Annotated in this window: 16 protein-coding genes; 7 read left to right on the top strand and 9 right to left on the bottom strand. The window is 44.1% G+C overall.

The features are described 5' to 3' along the window. Positions 1–34: 34 nt before the first annotated feature. From ACMXYV_RS04285 to ACMXYV_RS04300, 4 genes are all read right to left on the bottom strand, one after another. On the bottom strand, positions 35–544 hold the full coding sequence (locus ACMXYV_RS04285) for a hypothetical protein (RefSeq protein ID WP_415890535.1): 510 nt from the start codon (positions 542–544) through the stop codon (positions 35–37). A gap of 168 nt (positions 545–712) precedes the next feature. Continuing rightward, on the bottom strand, positions 713–1078 hold the full coding sequence (folX, locus tag ACMXYV_RS04290) for a dihydroneopterin triphosphate 2'-epimerase (RefSeq protein ID WP_415890536.1): 366 nt from the start codon (positions 1076–1078) through the stop codon (positions 713–715). Between the two features lie 32 nt (positions 1079–1110). Then, complete coding sequence (locus ACMXYV_RS04295; protein WP_415890537.1) at positions 1111–2049, bottom strand: sensor histidine kinase; 939 nt, start codon at positions 2047–2049, stop codon at positions 1111–1113. After that, positions 2046–2585 (bottom strand): heme NO-binding domain-containing protein, encoded by a 540-nt coding sequence (locus tag ACMXYV_RS04300; protein WP_415890538.1) that lies wholly within the window; start codon positions 2583–2585, stop codon positions 2046–2048. Before ACMXYV_RS04300 ends, ACMXYV_RS04295 begins: the two co-directional genes overlap by 4 nt. A 202-nt stretch (positions 2586–2787) precedes the next feature. Here ACMXYV_RS04300 and ACMXYV_RS04305 point away from each other — a divergent pair, with 202 nt between their 5' ends. From ACMXYV_RS04305 to ACMXYV_RS04330, 6 genes are read left to right on the top strand one after another with little or no spacing between them, the layout of a single operon-like run. Beyond that, the gene (locus tag ACMXYV_RS04305) at positions 2788–3384 is read left to right on the top strand and encodes a response regulator (protein WP_415890539.1); all 597 of its coding nucleotides are present in this window, start codon (positions 2788–2790) and stop codon (positions 3382–3384) included. A 2-nt stretch (positions 3385–3386) separates the two neighbouring features. Then, positions 3387–4433: an HDOD domain-containing protein gene (locus ACMXYV_RS04310; protein WP_415890540.1), complete on the top strand. Its 1047-nt coding sequence runs from the start codon at positions 3387–3389 to the stop codon at positions 4431–4433. Further along, on the top strand, positions 4433–5254 hold the full coding sequence (locus ACMXYV_RS04315) for a phosphate/phosphite/phosphonate ABC transporter substrate-binding protein (RefSeq protein ID WP_415890541.1): 822 nt from the start codon (positions 4433–4435) through the stop codon (positions 5252–5254). The genes ACMXYV_RS04310 and ACMXYV_RS04315 overlap by 1 nt, the downstream gene beginning before the upstream one ends. A gap of 15 nt (positions 5255–5269) precedes the next feature. Next, entirely contained in the window at positions 5270–6934 is a 1665-nt protein-coding gene (locus ACMXYV_RS04320; protein WP_415890542.1) for a sensor histidine kinase, read from the top strand. A gap of 9 nt (positions 6935–6943) precedes the next feature. Continuing rightward, complete coding sequence (locus tag ACMXYV_RS04325) at positions 6944–8224, top strand: HD domain-containing phosphohydrolase (protein ID WP_415890543.1); 1281 nt, start codon at positions 6944–6946, stop codon at positions 8222–8224. Between the two features lie 21 nt (positions 8225–8245). Next, complete coding sequence (locus ACMXYV_RS04330) at positions 8246–10948, top strand: response regulator (protein WP_415890544.1); 2703 nt, start codon at positions 8246–8248, stop codon at positions 10946–10948. Positions 10949–10951: 3 nt separating this feature from the next. Here the strand turns inward: ACMXYV_RS04330 and ACMXYV_RS04335 are convergent, their stop codons facing one another. Continuing rightward, on the bottom strand, positions 10952–12400 hold the full coding sequence (locus ACMXYV_RS04335; RefSeq protein ID WP_415890545.1) for a sigma-54-dependent transcriptional regulator: 1449 nt from the start codon (positions 12398–12400) through the stop codon (positions 10952–10954). A 106-nt stretch (positions 12401–12506) separates the two neighbouring features. Between ACMXYV_RS04335 and ACMXYV_RS04340 the strand changes: the two genes are divergently transcribed. Beyond that, a complete protein-coding gene (locus ACMXYV_RS04340) occupies positions 12507–14012 on the top strand; it encodes a SpoIIE family protein phosphatase (RefSeq protein WP_415890546.1) in 1506 nt (501 codons plus the stop codon). On the opposite strand, the gene ACMXYV_RS04345 is transcribed toward ACMXYV_RS04340, so the two are convergent. The 4 genes from ACMXYV_RS04345 to ACMXYV_RS04360 are packed head-to-tail and all read right to left on the bottom strand — an operon-like array spanning position 14009 to position 17533. Continuing rightward, positions 14009–14731, bottom strand: coding sequence for a hypothetical protein (locus ACMXYV_RS04345; protein ID WP_415890547.1), 723 nt, complete (start codon positions 14729–14731; stop codon positions 14009–14011). The two genes, ACMXYV_RS04340 and ACMXYV_RS04345, sit on opposite strands and share 4 nt — an antisense overlap. Before the next feature lie 12 nt (positions 14732–14743). Continuing rightward, a complete protein-coding gene (locus ACMXYV_RS04350) occupies positions 14744–16837 on the bottom strand; it encodes an SLBB domain-containing protein (protein WP_415890548.1) in 2094 nt (697 codons plus the stop codon). Continuing rightward, entirely contained in the window at positions 16834–17223 is a 390-nt protein-coding gene (locus ACMXYV_RS04355; RefSeq protein ID WP_415890549.1) for a hypothetical protein, read from the bottom strand. Before ACMXYV_RS04355 ends, ACMXYV_RS04350 begins: the two co-directional genes overlap by 4 nt. A 10-nt stretch (positions 17224–17233) precedes the next feature. Continuing rightward, on the bottom strand, positions 17234–17533 hold the full coding sequence (locus tag ACMXYV_RS04360) for an STAS domain-containing protein (RefSeq protein WP_415890550.1): 300 nt from the start codon (positions 17531–17533) through the stop codon (positions 17234–17236). Positions 17534–17596 lie beyond the last annotated feature (63 nt).

A 17596-nucleotide genomic window follows, 5' to 3' on the forward strand; every position in this document is an offset into this window, starting at 1 on the left:
GCTTGCTTCTCTTTTAAATGGTAGTGTTAGTTAATTAACAGGCGAGTTGTTTCTTAGTGGTGAGCCTTTCCATCTCTTCTTCAAGATGTTCTGGAGAGTAGTCTACAAATTTACGCCCAGCGACTAAGCGGCTAAGTGAGCGGCCTTCTAAATGAACATACACTCGATCATGAGAGCGATGGAACTCAATTACCTCGCCGCTACCATCCGTTTCAATGTGGCCATCATCAAAAACCTTATCTAATTGCACAGTAAGGTCATCACGGTTATTTGTTTGTTTTATGACGGTCGCAGGAATGCAGTGTCCGCTTTCTAAAATAGTGACGCCATCACCAATAGTGTAGTTACCATATTTATCTTCGGCTTTACGTTGTAGAAGTTCGTCGACCACGTCGATAAGAATGTTTTTAACGACTTCATGGGCTTCAAAGGAGCCTATGAGGTTTTCGCAGAAAGCGCGGTGATCAGTGGCGGCATGCCAAGCGGCAGCATTATTATCATTTACTGCCTGACGAATAAGTTTGTTAAACCGATTTATATCCATCTACTTCTCTCCCTGAGTTGTTTACTACCTTGTTAGGGTGGACTCTCAGTAGATTAGACGTGATTAAGCAAAACTCAAGAAATCCTCTAGCCAAGCAAGTTGAGAAATTTTCATTATTAAGTAGTGGGAATCTTGTCTTTATGTACTTCTAAAGTACTGGTCTTGTGTTTATAGATCCTTTTTCCACTCTAAAGACAGCGAAACTGAATCAGCAAACCTTAGGGCGTGAGGTTTGTCGATCGTTACCTTGGCATAAACTGTCCATGGGTGGGTTGTGCAGATATCTAGTACATCTGAAACGAGCTTTTCCAATAATAAGAAGCGACCGTCTTCCACATGTTTGATTACTTCTTTTGTGATGGTTTTGTAGTTGAGGGCTTGATCAACATCATCATCAGCAAAGGCTTTGCTCGCTGGATACTGAATTTCAATATTGATAACAACATCCTGCTGCTTTTCCATCTCTTCAGGGTTGAAACCGATAAAAGTACGTAAACGAAGATTGGTGATGTTGATAATTGCGTTACTGAGCATGGAAGTCCTTTTGGTCACAGGAATAGTTTGGTTCAGTTTATAGGGAGTTTGATAGTGAAAGTAGTGCCTTCACCTGTTTTACTTTGTAATTGAATTTCGCCGTTGTGCTTTTTTATGATGTTATGTGAAATGGCTAGCCCCATCCCCGTCCCTTGCCCTACAGGTTTAGTGGTAAAGAAAGGCGTGAAAATGTCTTTCTGTACCTCTTCTGAGATGCCGCAACCATTGTCAGCTATTTCTACATATACGTATTGATCATCGTGTTTGGATCTCACAGAGACGCAGGGATTCTGTGAATCGACTGTGGCGTGCTTCGCGTTCATAATCAGATTCAGAAACACCTGATTGAGTTCGTTTAAGTTGCACTCAATTTTGGGGAGTGGCTCAAGTGAGATATCTAAGGCTACAGAGTTTTTTAATTCGCTTTGCAGCAGTTTTAACGTGCTGTTGATGCCTTCTAGCAGATCATAACTGCCATGGTCACTCGCTTGGGTTCTAGAAAAACTCCGTAAGTTTTGAACGATATCTTTTACCCGTTGCAAGCCTTCTTGGGTATCTTCCATCAATTGCGGAATATCTTCGGATATAAAATCGATATCTTCGTCGATCAGGAGTTGCGCTAAAGGTCCCTTCTGATCCTCAGGAAGCCTTGGTAATAATTGCTTTATTTCAGCGAGAATAAGGTTATAGGAATCAAAGTACTGTTTGAGCGATTCGACGTTGCTCTTTATGAAAGCAACAGGATTGTTGATTTCGTGCGCTACGCCAGCCGAGAGTGTACCTAGTGTTGCTAGTTTCTCGTTTTGCAGCATCAAGGCCTGCTGTTTTTTGAGTTGTTCATAACTTTGCTCTAGATGTTGATTTTTTTGGTACAGCTCTCGCGACTTTTCTTCCAATAGGTGCTCAGCCTCGAGCCGAGCTTTGCGCTCGCGCTCGTATGCTTGTTTAAAGGGGTTAGGCGCATCGGTCATGTGTGAAACTCAACGATTATGTCGCAATGGGGATCACCTTTATGACAGCAAACATCGTGGGTTATCGATATAGGTGTCTCATATTTTTTTGCTGCACCTCTAATCAGTCCTTCAGCCAGAATGCACAGCTTTCTGGGTGAGGTGTAGCGCATTAAGAGTGATCCGTTTGCTAATTTTTCGTATTCAAAATGAGGTAAGGCTGGGTTGTCGAATAGTTTTTTAACTTCTAAGTGAATGACGCCATCCACGCTTTCTAGAAAGCTACAAAGATCAGGCTGTTCCTCAAGAAAAACAGGATAGCGGCGAGCTAAGTTATCAAATAGAAACTCGCCAAATGCGCCGACTAATGTTCCTGCTGCTATGCCCGTTTGTTCCGAAATTTCAGTAACCAGTGCAAAGAGCTCATCATCCGGGTAGGTTTGACCTGCAGTATAAACCCCATCTAAAGACAGCTTATCTAGAATGGTATTCCACTGTTCTAAACCGCATTGGTCTAGCACCATCTCTTCAAGAATATTGAAAATAACTCCTTTCATTGTGCGTTACCTTCATTCCGTGGATTTAAGTTGTGATCTTCAATATAGACTATTTTCTGACTACTGGCATAAATGTCATCTTGTTCACTGGGTAACACATTGATTTAACGCTGTTGATCAATTCTTTTATATGACTTTTGTGACAAATGCGAAATCCATGACTACCTTTATATATAAGATCAAAAGTTATAAAGGACGGGTTATGAAAGCTTATACATCAGGCGATGTTGCAAAGATCTGCGGTGTAAGTTTACGCACGGTGATCCGTTGGATAGAAAAGGGTGAATTAAAAGGATTTAAATTGCCGGGCCGTGGGAATAACCGTGTTTCGGAAGAGAATTTAATTAATTTCCTTAAAGCTCATGACATTCCGTTCCCCGAAGAATTGATTAGCCCTAGTGAGAATCTAATTCTAATTGTAGATGATGAACCAGCTGCAGCTAGAGCGATACAACGAGTTTTAAGAGGGGCCGGCTATGAGACACGAATTGCTGCTAATGGTTTTGAAGCAGGTTCGTTACTCACACAGTTAAAACCCGCTGTTATGACACTAGATCTTAATATGCCAGGGTTGAATGGTGAGGATGTTATCAGTTACGTTAGACATGCAGATCATCTAATATCTACGCGTATATTAGTGGTATCAGGCACTTCTGACTCTGCATTGGAAAGAGCCGTGAAGCTCGGAGCAGATAGTTATCTGCCAAAGCCTTATGCTAATTCTGATCTGCTGAAACAGATCGAACAGTTAATGGAAAGCTCGCAAGAAAAGCTAACTGAAACCTCTAGAGCAATCTGATTATGAAACAGGGAACCGTTGTATTTATTGACGATGAAGCAAGTACGCTCCGGGCGTTAAGGCGCAGCTTAAGGGAATATGTGAGCGAATGGAGTTTTGTCTTCGAATCTTCCCCGCTACAAGCGCTTCAGATCATCAAAGAGCAGAGGCCATCTATCGTTGTTAGTGATAAACGCATGCCGGAAATGGACGGTGAGCAGTTGCTGAGGGAGGTAAAAGAAAGTGTTCCTGAAGCGATGCGTATTTTAATCAGTGGGGATACCAGTGATAGCACTGTGTTGGCATCTGCTGATGTTGCTCATCTTCTTTTGCCTAAACCTTTTGAAGCGGAAGAGCTGGTTGAAGTTCTAGAAAGGGCAAAGGCGCTAAAACACATCCCTATTTCAGATGCCCAGCGAAAGCGAATTGGGTCGTTACAGCACCTACCTGTGCTTCCTTTGGTATATACCAAGCTTAAGCAATATTTAGATCGTGCGGATGAACCTGAAATTTCCCAGTTGGCGTTAATTATTGAAGGTGATCTGGCGATCTCAGCCAAAGTCATACAAGTGGCAAATTCAAGCTTCTTTGGTTTTCAATCTAAGACGGATAGCTTGCAGCAGGCACTTATGCGTCTAGGTGTTGGGCTGGTTGAAAATCTGGTTTTATTTTTTGGGATCAGTCTACAAGCACCTAAGCAATTTGATGTAGACCAAGCGCAGAAAGTGGTGACTTTACTGGAACAATTACCTTCAAACACTAGCGTGGATGAAGCCGATGATCAGATTTATCTGGCAGGCCTTTTCCATGGTATTGGAACATTAATTGAGATGGCTGCTTTATCGGAAACGGATGCAATCGGCGCTTATTTATTGAAATTATGGGGTTTTTCGACCGACGTGGTGAATGCCGTTTTATACCAGTCTTGCCCATTGAGTCAGGAGCCTTTATCGAAACTAACTTGCCAACTGTTTGTTGCAAAGCAGATGGCGGCTGGAAATCAATCTTTGGATGAAATCTCAGAAGAGATTCTGGATTGTGCGGAAATTATTGTTAAGGAGAGCACCTAATGAAAACGTTACATTCATTGGCATTGGCGAGTTTGATCGTACTTATGCCGGTTAAATCTTTCGCTGGAACATTAACTTTAGGAATCGTGCCGCAACAATCAGCTAAGAAGTTGGCGAAATTATGGACGCCGATAAGTGCTTATTTAAGTGAAAAGTCTGGTGTGAAAATTATGTTTGCTACTGCTCAAGATATTCCTACTTTTGAGAAGAGGGTATTGGCAGGTGAGTACGATATCGCTTATATGAATCCTTATCACTATACGGTGTTTAGCCAGAAACCGGGCTATCAGGCGATATTGAAGCAGCAAGATAAACGTATTAAAGGGATTGTTGTTGTACAAAAAGATAGCCCTATCCAGAGTTTGTCAGAGTTAGATTCCAGTACACTGTCGTTTCCTTCCCCAGCGGCATTTGCAGCCAGTGTATTGCCTCGCGCCAAGATGAATAAGGATGGCATAAACTTCCAGCCTAAATACGTTTCCTCTCATGATTCGGTATACCTCACAGTATCACGAGGTTTATTTCCAGCGGGTGGTGGGGTCATGAGAACTTTCAATAACACAGACCCTAAAGTAAAAGACAATCTACGTGTTCTGTGGACCACACCAGGTTATACGCCACATGCCATTGCGGTTCACCCTCGTGTTGGCGATGAAAAAATGCAGAAAATACAGCAAGCCTTTTTAAGCATGAATGATGACCCAGAAGGTAAGGCTCTATTGAAATCCATCAACTTCAAAGGAATGGAAGTCGCTGTCAATGAAGACTGGGATGATGTAAGGGGCTTGGATATTAAGTTGCTCGAACATCTATTGCAGTAACGGCTGGGGTTAGTAGTGTCTCTTCGACTTAAAACGATTCTGGGTATTGCCACTATAGAAGCATTATTGCTGGTGCTGTTGATTAGCATGACCTTGGATTACCTTCGTACCACTAACTATGAAGGTTTAACTAAGCGTGCTCAAACAACCGCGACTTTGTTTGCGACTACGTCTAAAGATGCGGTACTCAGTTATGACTTGGCTTCTTTGGAAGCCTTTGTATCTGAAGTGATGGTCAATCCAGACCTAGTGTACGCTCGGGTGCTTGGGCCAGAAAACATAGTTTTTGCCGAAAAGGGCAGCGCGAACGTGTTGTCGAAACCCTTTTCCTCAGATCAATCAGTTTCGACTGTGGAAGACGGTATTTTTGATACTTATGCAGAAATATCTGAAGGGGGTCAAGTTTATGGTCGAGTGGAGTTAGGGCTAGATATCAACAGCCTTAATAAAACGATCGAAGAGGCTGAACAGCGAAGCGCATTGATTGCGGCTATAGAAATGGGGCTGGTGGCCCTGTTTTCTCTAATTTTGGGTACCTACCTGACACGCCAGCTCAAGGTGCTGACGCAAGCTGCGAAAGTGATCTCCGTCGGGGATTTTGAGGTAAAAGTACCCGTAAAAGGCGGCGATGAAGTCGCAGATGTGGCTCTCGCTTTTAATGCAATGGCGAGTAATCTGCAGGAAGCGAGTGCACGAAGAGATGAATTTGAAGTTCAACTGACAGAACTCAATCGCTCCCTTGAGGAAAGGGTCAAAGCGCGTACTAAACAGTTAGTGGCTAAGAACAAACAGTTAGAGCAGGCCAATAAAGAGATCAAAGAAGCGCAGGCTAAACTACTCCAGTCGGAGAAAATGGCTTCAATTGGTGTGCTGGCGGCAGGCGTTGCCCACGAGATAAACAACCCAATGGGGTTTGTGATTAGTAATATTGGCACCTTAGAGCTCTATGCAAATAACTATCGTAAATTACTCGCGGCGCATCAAGAGATTATAGAGGCCCCCGAAGGTGAAAAACGCGATAGCCTTATCGTTCAACTTAAAGAGCTTCAAGAAGAACTTGATTTGGAGTTTATGAATGAAGATCTGGATGAATTGTTAAAAGATACCAAAGAAGGCTCGTCTCGAGTCAAAGATATCGTTCAAGGTTTAAAGGCGTTTTCGCATGTCGATCAGGTTGAAAAGTATGAACTGAGTAATCTGAATGACTGTATTGAAGCAACTTTAAAGGTTGTGAATAATGAATTGAAATACCATTGCGAAGTATCTACTGATTTAGCTGATATTCCGTTAACTTATTGTTTACCCGGAAAAATTAAGCAAGTACTTTTGAATTTGCTGGTTAATGCTGGGCAAGCGATTACCGATTCTGGTTCGATTGTTGTGAGCTCAATCGTCAATGAAGATCGGATTGAAATCAGGATTAAAGACTCAGGGCAGGGGATTGCACAGGATCAACTAGATAAGTTGTTTGATCCTTTTTACACCACTAAGAAAGTGGGCGAAGGCACAGGATTAGGCTTATCTATCTCCTATGGCATTATTGTCGAAGAGCATAAAGGTGATATTTTGGTGGACAGCGAATTGGGTAAAGGAACTTGTTTCACCCTTATATTACCCGTATTAACCAACGAACCTTCTCTAAAGGAGAAGCCTGAATCACACGACCTAGTACAGGAGTAAAAATAGGTTATGAGTTATCCGAATAACACGATACTACTAGTTGATGATGAGCAGGCTGTTCTTAATTCGCTTAAACGTTTGTTAAGACCACTAAGATGTAAAGTGTTGACGACTGTTTCTCCTTTGGAAGCATTAGAAATATTGCGTGAAAACCCCGTTGATATTTTGGTTAGTGATATGCGTATGCCCGAAATGGGTGGCGAAGAGTTTCTTGAAAAGGCTGCGCAAGAGTTTCCAGATATTGAGCGTATCGTTATTTCTGGTTATGCCGAAGCTCAAGCGGCTATTGATGCTATTAACCGCGGCAAAATTAGCCGCTTCTTACTAAAACCATGGGAAGATAGTGATGTCTTAAAAATGGTTGAAAAAGGTTTTCAACTAGCGGGTCTGCAGCAGGAAAATGAAAGACTACAGCAAGAAACTAAAGAAAAAAATGAAGAGCTAGAAGCGCTTAATCGCTCTTTAGATAGCAAAGTGCAAGAGCGAACCCGCCAACTAAAAATGGCAAACGACCGAATTAAAGATAGCTATCGGTCGGTTGTTCGTATGTTTTCTGCTCAAACTGCTCGTCGATTAGGTATTAAGGCGACCAAAGAAAACCGTAAACTTAATCAGGTTCTAGTTGCTATCGCGAGTAAATCGGGGATAGAGGGGCAGGAGCTAAAGCAACTTTATTATGCTTGGCAGCTGCGTCAGATCGGCAAACTGAGTTTCTCTGATGAATTGATTAAAAATCCATATTTAAGCATGGATATCGAACAACAACGTACCTTTCAACAACACCCTTTGTTAGCACAAGCTGCATTGTTATTAGTGAAACCGCTTTATCCAGCTGGGCAGATTATTTTGCAGCATAAAGAGTATCTAGATGGTAGCGGCTATCCTAAAGGCTTGAGTGGTGATCAGATACCAATGCGTGCACAAGTACTTTGTGTGATGAATGATTATGTTGAGATGATCACAGGTCTGTATGACGAGCGCGAATATAGCACTGCTGAAGCGATTCGTTATATGCAAACTACTGCGCCAGAGCGTTATAACCAAGAGGCGGTGAACTTATTAGCCGAAGTGGTAGCCGGATTATCTAAGACAGGTGAAGTCCTTAATGATAAACAGCTATCGAGTGATCAGTTACGTCAAGGTATGAAGCTAAGCCGAGACTTGATTAGTCGGGAAGGCATATTGTTATTGAGTGCCGATCAAGTTTTAGATGATGTTGCTATTGAGCGTATTCGAGAAATGGAATTTAACCTAGAAGAAACTTTAGAAGTGTACGTTTCTCAAAAATAATAGCTTGGTAGAGGGTACTGCATGGATGTTCAGGTACTACTGGTAGATGATGAGCCCCACATTTTAGCTTCTTTGAAGCGACTAATGCGTCAGGCGCGAATCTCTGTAGCGACCACCTCTTCAGGGCAAGAGGCACTGGATTGGCTGGGAAACAATCATGCAGAAATTATCTTGTCAGATTACCGAATGCCGGGGTTATCTGGAACCGAACTGTTAACCAAAATCGAAGCAAAGTGGCCTGAAACCAAGCGTATTATTCTAAGTGGTAATGCTGATTTTGATACGGTTCTGCAGGCAGTTCATAGCGGTGTAGTACATAAGTTCTTAGCAAAGCCTTGGAGCAATCAGGAACTTATAGAGCATATACAATCTTCTCTCTCTCAGATTGAGACGGAAGCGGACGTCACGGCTCATACAGAACAGGTTGCTTCTCCCACTATAGATCTATCCCCACAAGCAACAGCTACGCAATTGCAGGTCATCTTGGATACTGTGATCGACGGTATCGTTACCATCGATGAGAAAGGAAAGGTGGTTTCTGCTAACACTTCGATTGAAAGAATTTTTGGTTATTCCAAAACGGATTTAATCGGACAAAATGTTTCCTTATTAATGCCCGAGCCCTATAGAAGCCAGCATGATCACTATCTGGCTCAATACAAAGGTGTTGGCTTAAAAGAGGTCGTAGGTAATCAAAGGCGTTTGGTAGGCCTACGTAAAAATGGTGAAGTCTTTCCAATTGAATTGAGTGTGTCTGAGATTAATATCGAAGGTCAGTCCAAGTTTCTTGGGATGATCAGGGATATTAGTCGCCGAGTCAGTGCCGAGAGTGAAAACGAACTGCTGATCGGTGCCTTAGAGATGGCTCAAGATGGCTTTGCGCTGTTTGGTGCTGGAGATAAGTTGCTTAGGTTTAATCGCCAATTTTCAGATCTATATAGCGACTATGGCGTCGATCTTTCGGGAAGCATTACCTACGAGTCCTTTTTTCGTAGCTGTGTTGAAAAGGGGCTATTTTGCGAAGCGCAAGACAACCCTGAACAGTGGATAGCACAACAACTAGCGCTGCACGCTTCACTCCCAGTCGTTGAACAATATGAGCTTGTACCTAATGTGTGGATTGAGATTCATGAAACGCAGGCTGATAACGGCGCTATCATCGTTTCTCACCTCAATATCAGTGAATTAAAGCAAACCCAGTTTTCTCTTGAACAAGCGGTTGCAGAAGCGAATCTTGCCAACAGTGCCAGAGGACGTTTCTTGGCGATGATGAGTCATGAGATTCGTACCCCTTTAAATGGTGTGCTGGGTTTACTGCAACTATTACAAGATACACAGCTTGATCCATCCCAAACCAAGTTTGTCGAAAGTGCTTTAGCGTCGGGTCAGGGCTTGCTGACGATCATCTCGGATATTCTCGATTTCTCGAAAATTGAAGCCGATAAGTTAGAGATCATTCCTGCGCCATGTAACCTACGTTTGCTGCTAAGTCAGCTTGAGCAGTTACTAATGCCTCGGGTGGAAGAAAAATCCATTGCTGTTGATTTTAAAATCGATCCGTCAGTGCCTGATTGGATTGAAATAGACGAACAGCGCTTGCGCCAGATACTACTTAATTTGCTCAGCAATGCGATCAAATTTACAGATTACGGTGAAGTCAGTCTCACCGTAAACCTACAAGCGGATAATCACTTAGACTTTAAAGTGATTGATACCGGTATAGGTATCCCTTGGGATGAACAGGGGCAGATTTTCTCGGAATTCACCACCATCAGCAATACGCAAAATCGCCCATACGAAGGCACAGGCTTAGGTCTTTCGATAAGCCAAAAGCTAGTGAGTTTATTGGGAGGCGAACTTAAATTTAGCAGTGAACCGAGTAAAGGCAGTACATTTGGTTTCTCACTAACCGTTGTTGCATCAGTAGCCCCTGCTAATGGCTCAGCAATCACAGGTGATGTCAGATTTAATGCCTCTGTCTTAGTTGTAGATGATAGTGCGACCAATCGGATTGTTGTCGAACATATGTTGGTGGCATTAGGGCTTAAAACCGTTTGTGTAGCCAGTGGTGCAGAGGCGATTGCAGCCTACCAGCCAGGGCGCTTCCAACTGATCTTAATGGATATATCCATGCCCGATATGGATGGCTATGAGACAACTGAAAGACTGCGTTTACGAGACGATTGGGATTGCACACCGATCATCGCTTTTACCGCGTACGTTATGCCTGAAGATAGAGAAAAGATAAATCGATATGACATGTCGGGTTATCTGGAGAAGCCGTTAGATAAAAAAGTACTGGTACAGGTAATCTCGCCTTTATTAGCCACTTATAAAGTAGACCTAGATAAACTGAGTATTGATTCCGTTGTTGCGGATGATGGTACAGAGTTGCTAGAACCCGACTACGTAAATCAGTTAGCGCGTGATACATCTGAAAAAGTTCTGCCCCAGTTGGTCAATGTCTTTAAAGAGGATGTTGATAAAAGGTTAGAGGAGCTTTCTAACCCAGATATCGATGATGCATTGCTCGAACGCAACCTGCATACGATCGGTAGTAGCTCAGCACTATACGGCTTGATGACCCTATCTAAGAAAGCCAGAAGTCTTGAGAAGGTTTGCCGAGAGGGTGGATGCGTAAGAGCATCGCTGCTCGATTTTTTAACGCTCGCCCAGCAAAGCTTAGAGTGTTTGGATCAATTTATGTTGGAAAGAAAAGCTTAAGCGTTATTCTTTCCAACTATTACGTTTCCGATAGATGGTAGCTGCACTGATTTTTAGATAGTGCGCTGCCGTTGGAATATTGCCCCCACAAAGATCAATTGCTCGTTCGATCGCTTCTCGTTCGACATCGGCCATAGGCCTGATTAACTCTGAAAGCTGATCTTGAACAGGGCTTGATATATCCGACGGTGCAAATGCGGGTGCAGGAACCATAGGTTCTGGGGCTGCAGCAGCCATGCTATGTACTGCTGCCGATTGTACCGGCTTGATACAGCTATCCAATGGAGCAGGTAACATAGCTTGAGTGACTTCATCACCGTTATGTAACACCACGATATTTCGGACAACGTTTTGTAACTGACGAACATTACCCGGCCAATCGTAGTTGCTTAAAATTAGCTCGGTTTCAGGTTCAAAGCGCTTAAAGCCTTTACCTTCCTCTTCGGCGTACTGAGTTAAGAAGCTCTGCGCGATCTCAATAACGTCATTTTCTCGCTCTCGTAAAGGCGGAAGATGAATCGGAAGAACATGCAAACGGTAATACAAGTCTTCGCGGAAGTTACCTGCTTGAACCTCGGCAAGAGGGTCTTTGTTGCTCGCACAGACAATGCGGACATCAACCTTTTCGGTTTTATCACTGCCGACTTTTTGCAGGGTACCTGTTTGTAAAAATCGCAGCAGTTTGGATTGCAGTGACAGTTCCATCTCACAGATTTCGTCTAGGAACAGCGTACCGCCATTGGCTGCACTGGCAGCACCGTCTCGATCGCTAACAGCACCGGTAAAGGCGCCTTTTTTATGACCGAAAATCTCGCTCTCAATGAGATCTTTTGGAATAGCACCGCAGTTTAAAGCGATAAAAGGTGATTTTTGGCGTTCACTTCGTTGATGGATCGCTTCAGCGCAGACCTCTTTACCGGTACCACTTTCGCCCGTGATAAATATGGTCGCTTTCGAGCTCGCCGCACTATCGATGACTTGATAAACCCGCTGCATCGATAGAGAAGAACCAATAAAGCCACAGAAGTTGTGACGATCGATCTCTTCTCTATAGGTTTCGACAATGCGTTTGAGCTTTTGGCTTTCGAAGGTGTTATTGAGTGTAGTGACCAAGCGGTCTTTGCTGAACGGTTTTACCAGATAATCGCGGGCACCGAGTCGCATTGCCTCGATAGCGGTATTCATTGAGCAATCGCCAGTAGTGACAATTACTTCGGTGGCAATCTCTTCTTGATTTACCTTCTCGAGAATCTCTATCCCGTTCATATCGGGTAAACTGAGATCGAGAAGAATGCCGTCGAAGCTCTCATTCTGTAAGGCGACTAATGCGCCCTTGCCTGTTTCTTCATGGTGAATCTGGTACTGCAAACCAGTGAGATAGCTACGGTAAACCGCCGCCATTGAAATATCATCTTCAACAAGCAGAATACGATTAACTTCAGGTACGGGCATAGGAAATCCTCTCCAACCAAAAACCTACCCTTAGCCTATGCTACAGGGTAGGCTGTTACAAGCACCAAGTGATTGAATTTTATCCGATATCGGTTTGGGCAGGGAAATGACAGAATTATTAGGCGAATGGCATTTACAACCTCAGTTGGAAGAAGCGCGTAGGGTTCGCGAAGAGCTCGCTACGCTGTTGGAGCAATTTGAATGCAAAAACAAAGATGCTTTCTTATTAGCGACCGCAGAGTTAATCGTTAATCTATCCCGCTACCCTGATCCCAAACCAACAGAAGTTGTTCTGACTTTAAGTCGAGATCAATTTGACTACTGGCTAGAGCTACGTGATAACGGCCCAAGTTTTAGTCAGTTTAGCCAGATGTTGGATGATCCAGAGGACTTAACTGCCGCCGAAAGCGGCATGGGATTAAAGCTGTTAGCCCATTACTTCGATGATATGCACTATGTCCCAGCCTGTTATCGTGACGATGCTTGTAATGTCATGGTATTACGTCAGGCAAGGCCACAGGCTAAATCAGCACTCACCGTGCTAGTCGTTGATGATGATCCCGCTTATCGCTTAGTCATTGAGCAATACTTACTACCTCAATACAAAGTGGTCAGCGCAGCATCGGTCGCAGAGGCGTTTCAATCTGTTCTTAAATACAAGCCGGATCTGGTGGTTTGTGATATCCACATGCCACAAGCCGATGGTCCAGCCTTATTCGATAAAATCTCCCATATACCTGAAGTCGCTGATACTGCATTTATCTATGTAACCGGTTGTATAGAACCTGAACTTTTAAACAAAGCCTTAAGGCGTCCGATTGATGATCTGCTTTCCAAGCCCGTAAGCAGAGAACAATTGCTAAGTACGATCCAAAGAGTCGTCTGCAGGCGCGAGCACCTGAGTGCGCAGATTCATCAAGAGGTGGATCAGAAAGTAACCCTAGGGCTACGGCCAAGCCTTCCCAAGCAGATCCCAGGCTATGAGATCGAGCTAAGAACCGTCAATCCAGAAGCCGGAGGCGGGGATTTAGTTCAGTTTTATCCACACAAGGATCGATCTTTGTTTCTATTTGCCGATCTGATGGGGCATGGTTTGTCAGCCAAAGGCTTCTCTTATGCCCTTGCTGGCTATCTAAGAGGTTTGTGCTCAGCTTATTCTGCGATGGGTATAGAGTTACCCACACTGTTTAATCAGCTAGCTCTTGGTTTTGATGAAGATCCTGTGCTCAAAGAAACCTTGGCTACGATTGCTGCTATGACCTTATCTCCAGAAGGGGATGTAGCCATTATCAATGCCGGCCATCCGAATCCTATCTTGTTTAGTGATACCGAGGTTAAAGAGATTGAGGCTAAGTCGCCAATGCTTGGTATGGGGATTGAAGGTTATCAACAAGCGTGTTTTTCTCTAGAAGTCAGAGATAGGGTTTTACTCTATTCAGATGGCTTTAACGACGCGGCGGTCGAGATGCCAAAAGAGCTAACAGCAGCTATTGAACGGAGCCTTCATCTACCTTTAGCGGCAGCGGCTGATCACCTGTTACAAGCGCGTTTGAATCTGTCTGCTCCTGATGATGATCTCACGCTGATACTGTTGGAACGTGCAGAAAGTTAGAGCTCCTGATTCAATAAGGTCATCTGGCTAAAACGTTTGCGTAGGTACTGCATCAGTTTCGGTAGTCTTTTGTTGAAGCGATAAGTTTCTCGAATGAGTTCCTGCTGCAGTGAGGGCGCAAAGCGATCATTCATAATGATTCCAGCCAGAATGGCTCCGCTGTTTTTTAAACTTTCTCTTGCTTCATCGACTTGAGATTCGGTGGTTCGGCCAGTGACAATGTTCAGTAATGTCGCTTTGCTGGCCGAGCAGATAATATCCACAGGAAGATGGTTATCGTTTTGCAGCTGTGATTTTTCAGTTAACACCGGCGCACAGTCACAAATAACCATATCGAACAGATTTAGGCAGCTGTTAAAAAATAGTTTTAGGGTTTCTAGATCTCTAAACTCTACACAGTGACTTGATTGCACAGGGCAGTTTAAAACCATCAAGCCCGGTACATCGGTTTCTTGCGCGGCATGTTCCCAGTGCCCAGTTAAAGGTAGCCACTCATTATTAGTCAGCGATAACCAGTTGGCTAACTGGGGTTTGCCGGTATTCAGTTCTACCAACAAAACCCGTTTACCCGCCTTAGCTGCTCGCGTTGCAACAGCTAAGGCCAGAGAGGTGTTGCCTGCGTCAGATTGGGTGCTACAAATGGTAAATTGCTGTAGGTTCTGACGCAGTACTCGTGTGTAAACGGTTTCGATCGCGCTATGTCTATGCAAAGCTAACATTGTTGTTCTCCTCTACAGACCAACCAGCGTGGCAAATGATATAACAGTTACAGATTCCTGTAGGGTGCTGACAAATCGATACCAGGTACTTTGCTCTTTACCCGGTACGTACAGGGTGTCACCGGAGCGAATCACTGGTAGATCGCGGTAATCACCTGTTTTTGCAAAGTCGACTAGGTCGAATAGACGGGAGTGAGCTTCGCCATCAATACGGTTAATCACCATAATTCGATCCTGCAGAGCGCTGTTCAGTGGACCACCGGCTTCGGCTAACAGATCCAAGACAGTCATGTTGTCATCAAAGCTATAGCGACCCGGACGAGCAACCGCACCTAGCACACGAACTACGGTTTCTTTTGGCTTTTCTAACCATGCGCGGTCACGTTTAGGGATAAAGATTACATCTTCGTTTTTCACTGTAGGCAGTAGTGTTTCATCACCCGTCTGAAAATAGTTGTGTAGATTCAGATGGCTAACTTCCGTTTTACCCTGTTTACGATGAGTGATTCTTACGCTAGATAGATCCGCCAACCCAGTAGGGCCTTGCGCTGCGGACAAAATATCGAGGAAGTTAAGTTCGTTGTTAAAGGCGTAACGGCCTGGCGCACCTACTTCACCAAAGATATAGATTGAGCGGTCACTAGACTGTCTTACCCACTGTGAGCGGTTGTCATTTGGATCTTTTGGCAACTCTGGAATCACCACTGTATCGCCAGCGCGAATTCGTGGGATCTGGCGAATATCGCCACCTTTATCTAGGAAGTGTTTTAGGTCAAAACTAACTGATTCAGTAACGCCGTTACCTCGGTTCTGAAGAATCTGTAGGTGCGCGGTATCAGCACTGGCAATTGGGCCACCGGCATGGGCAATCAGATCCATCATGTTCATCTCAGATGCCCACTCATAACGGCCAGGTCTTCTAACTGCACCGATAATTTTTACCGCACGATTAGGATGAACTTTTAACCAGCTTTTCTCGTTCATATCTGTTTTTTCAGGGACAAGTATCGCATCGCCCGGAAGAATCTCTGGCAAACGGCCACGACGTTGGCCATCTACATAGCCCTGCAAGTCAAAAGGAACGACTTGGCCATCGGCACGGATAATGCGAATCTGACGTGTTTCAGCAAAACGCGTTGGACCACCCGCAGTCGCTAACAGGTCATAAAAACCACTGTCATCGCCCATCTCCATTGCACCGGGTTTGAAAACTTCACCCATGACATAAACGGTACGAGAGCCACTCTGAACTTGCTCGGTCGCTTGAGGGATAAAGATCACATCACCTTGATGGATTTCAGGCATAAGGGCAGGGTTACCTGTATCTAGGTATTCACGCATATTGAATGGGAAAGGCTGGCCGTTGTGGATAACACGGATCTGCTCAATACCTGCATAACGTGTTACACCACCGGCACGCATGATTAGATCCATTACTGATGCTTTATCTTTGTAGGCAAAGGTACCTGGGCGGTGAACCTCACCAAATACTTTTACGGATTCACCATTTTTACCTGCATCACCAGATGCAGTCAGTGTACGGGCATCGAAATCGACTTGGACATTACCAATCAGCGGCGAAGCAGGCACAAAGATCACATCCATTGGATCAAGATCAGGCAGAGAGCTAGGATCACCGCTGTCTAGATAGCGTTTGTAATCAAATTCGATCAGCTTGTTTTTTCTACGGATTTGCAATTTGTTAAGTTGCGCACCTTGAGCCAGACCACCGGCTTTGTTAATCGCCATCTGGACGTTGGAATGAATCGGTAGATCAACGGCACCTGGTGTTTTTACATAGCCTAATACAGTGACCGAAAGACGACGTTCTTTGAGGGAAATATCAAATTTCGATAGATCTTTATAAATGCTCCCAAGGCGATTTTTAAGCAGCGCTTTAGCTTCAGCTAAGCTCCTTCCTTCTAAGTTGATCGCGCCGATCTCTGGCAAAGCGATCTGTCCTTGTTGATCCAACTGAAAGCTTTGTTCAAATGCGCTTTCACCCGGTAGTTTTATCTGAATCATGTCACCTGGGCGCAGTGTTTCAGCCCAAAGGTTACCGCTGAAAAGTACAAATAAGATGAGTGTTCTGATTAGAGGGATCATATGCATGCCTCCTGAGTTAGCTGTTGGTTGCAATGGCTTTTCACTCTTAAGGAAGCAGCTCCGTTCTCCAACGTTTGCAGTAACTTTTCTGCTTGCTCTAAAGGTAGCTGAGCTTGCATAAGGTAATTTGCCTCATACAGTCTTCTGCTACGGGTGACCAGCAATTGAATCTCTTGATAGATCGCTGGATATTGGTCTTGTTTGCCATCTAAGTTGTGTTCACTAATGACTGCTTCGCACTTTTTCAGCCTTGATTGCAGTGTCGGAACTTCGCTTTTAATCGGGAAACGCTCCGCTACTCCGCCTTCGCCTTCAGGTACAAGGTAGAAGCAGCCTGAAGAGGTCATTAGCGTTGTGTGTAACAGTAATAGTGAGATCAATTTCATTGTTCTGGCCTCAGTCCTGAACAGTGATCGATTGATCAATACGAAGGTGTTTAAGCAGCTCTAGAGGCTGACCATGAACACCGCAAAGGCTTAGCTTGCGTTCTTTGGAGCGTAAGCGTTTGAAAAGGAAGACGATGGCGCCAATACCGGAAGAATCGATAAACTCAATTTTTCCTAGGTTAAGTACCACATCAGATTGATCTTGAATTAATTCATCGAATTTTGGTCGAAGAATCTCTACGGCAAGAGCATCTAATGATCCTTCAATCTCTAGATGTAGTTCATTTTGTACGGTTTCTAAAGTTGGCATAACGATTCTCCTTGCGTCGGTTATGACTAAGAAGGAGCAATCCTTATGCCAGAGAGGTAAGGG

This window comes from Neptuniibacter sp. SY11_33 (genome assembly GCF_047778025.1).
Classification (GTDB): Bacteria; Pseudomonadota; Gammaproteobacteria; order Pseudomonadales; family Balneatricaceae; genus Neptuniibacter.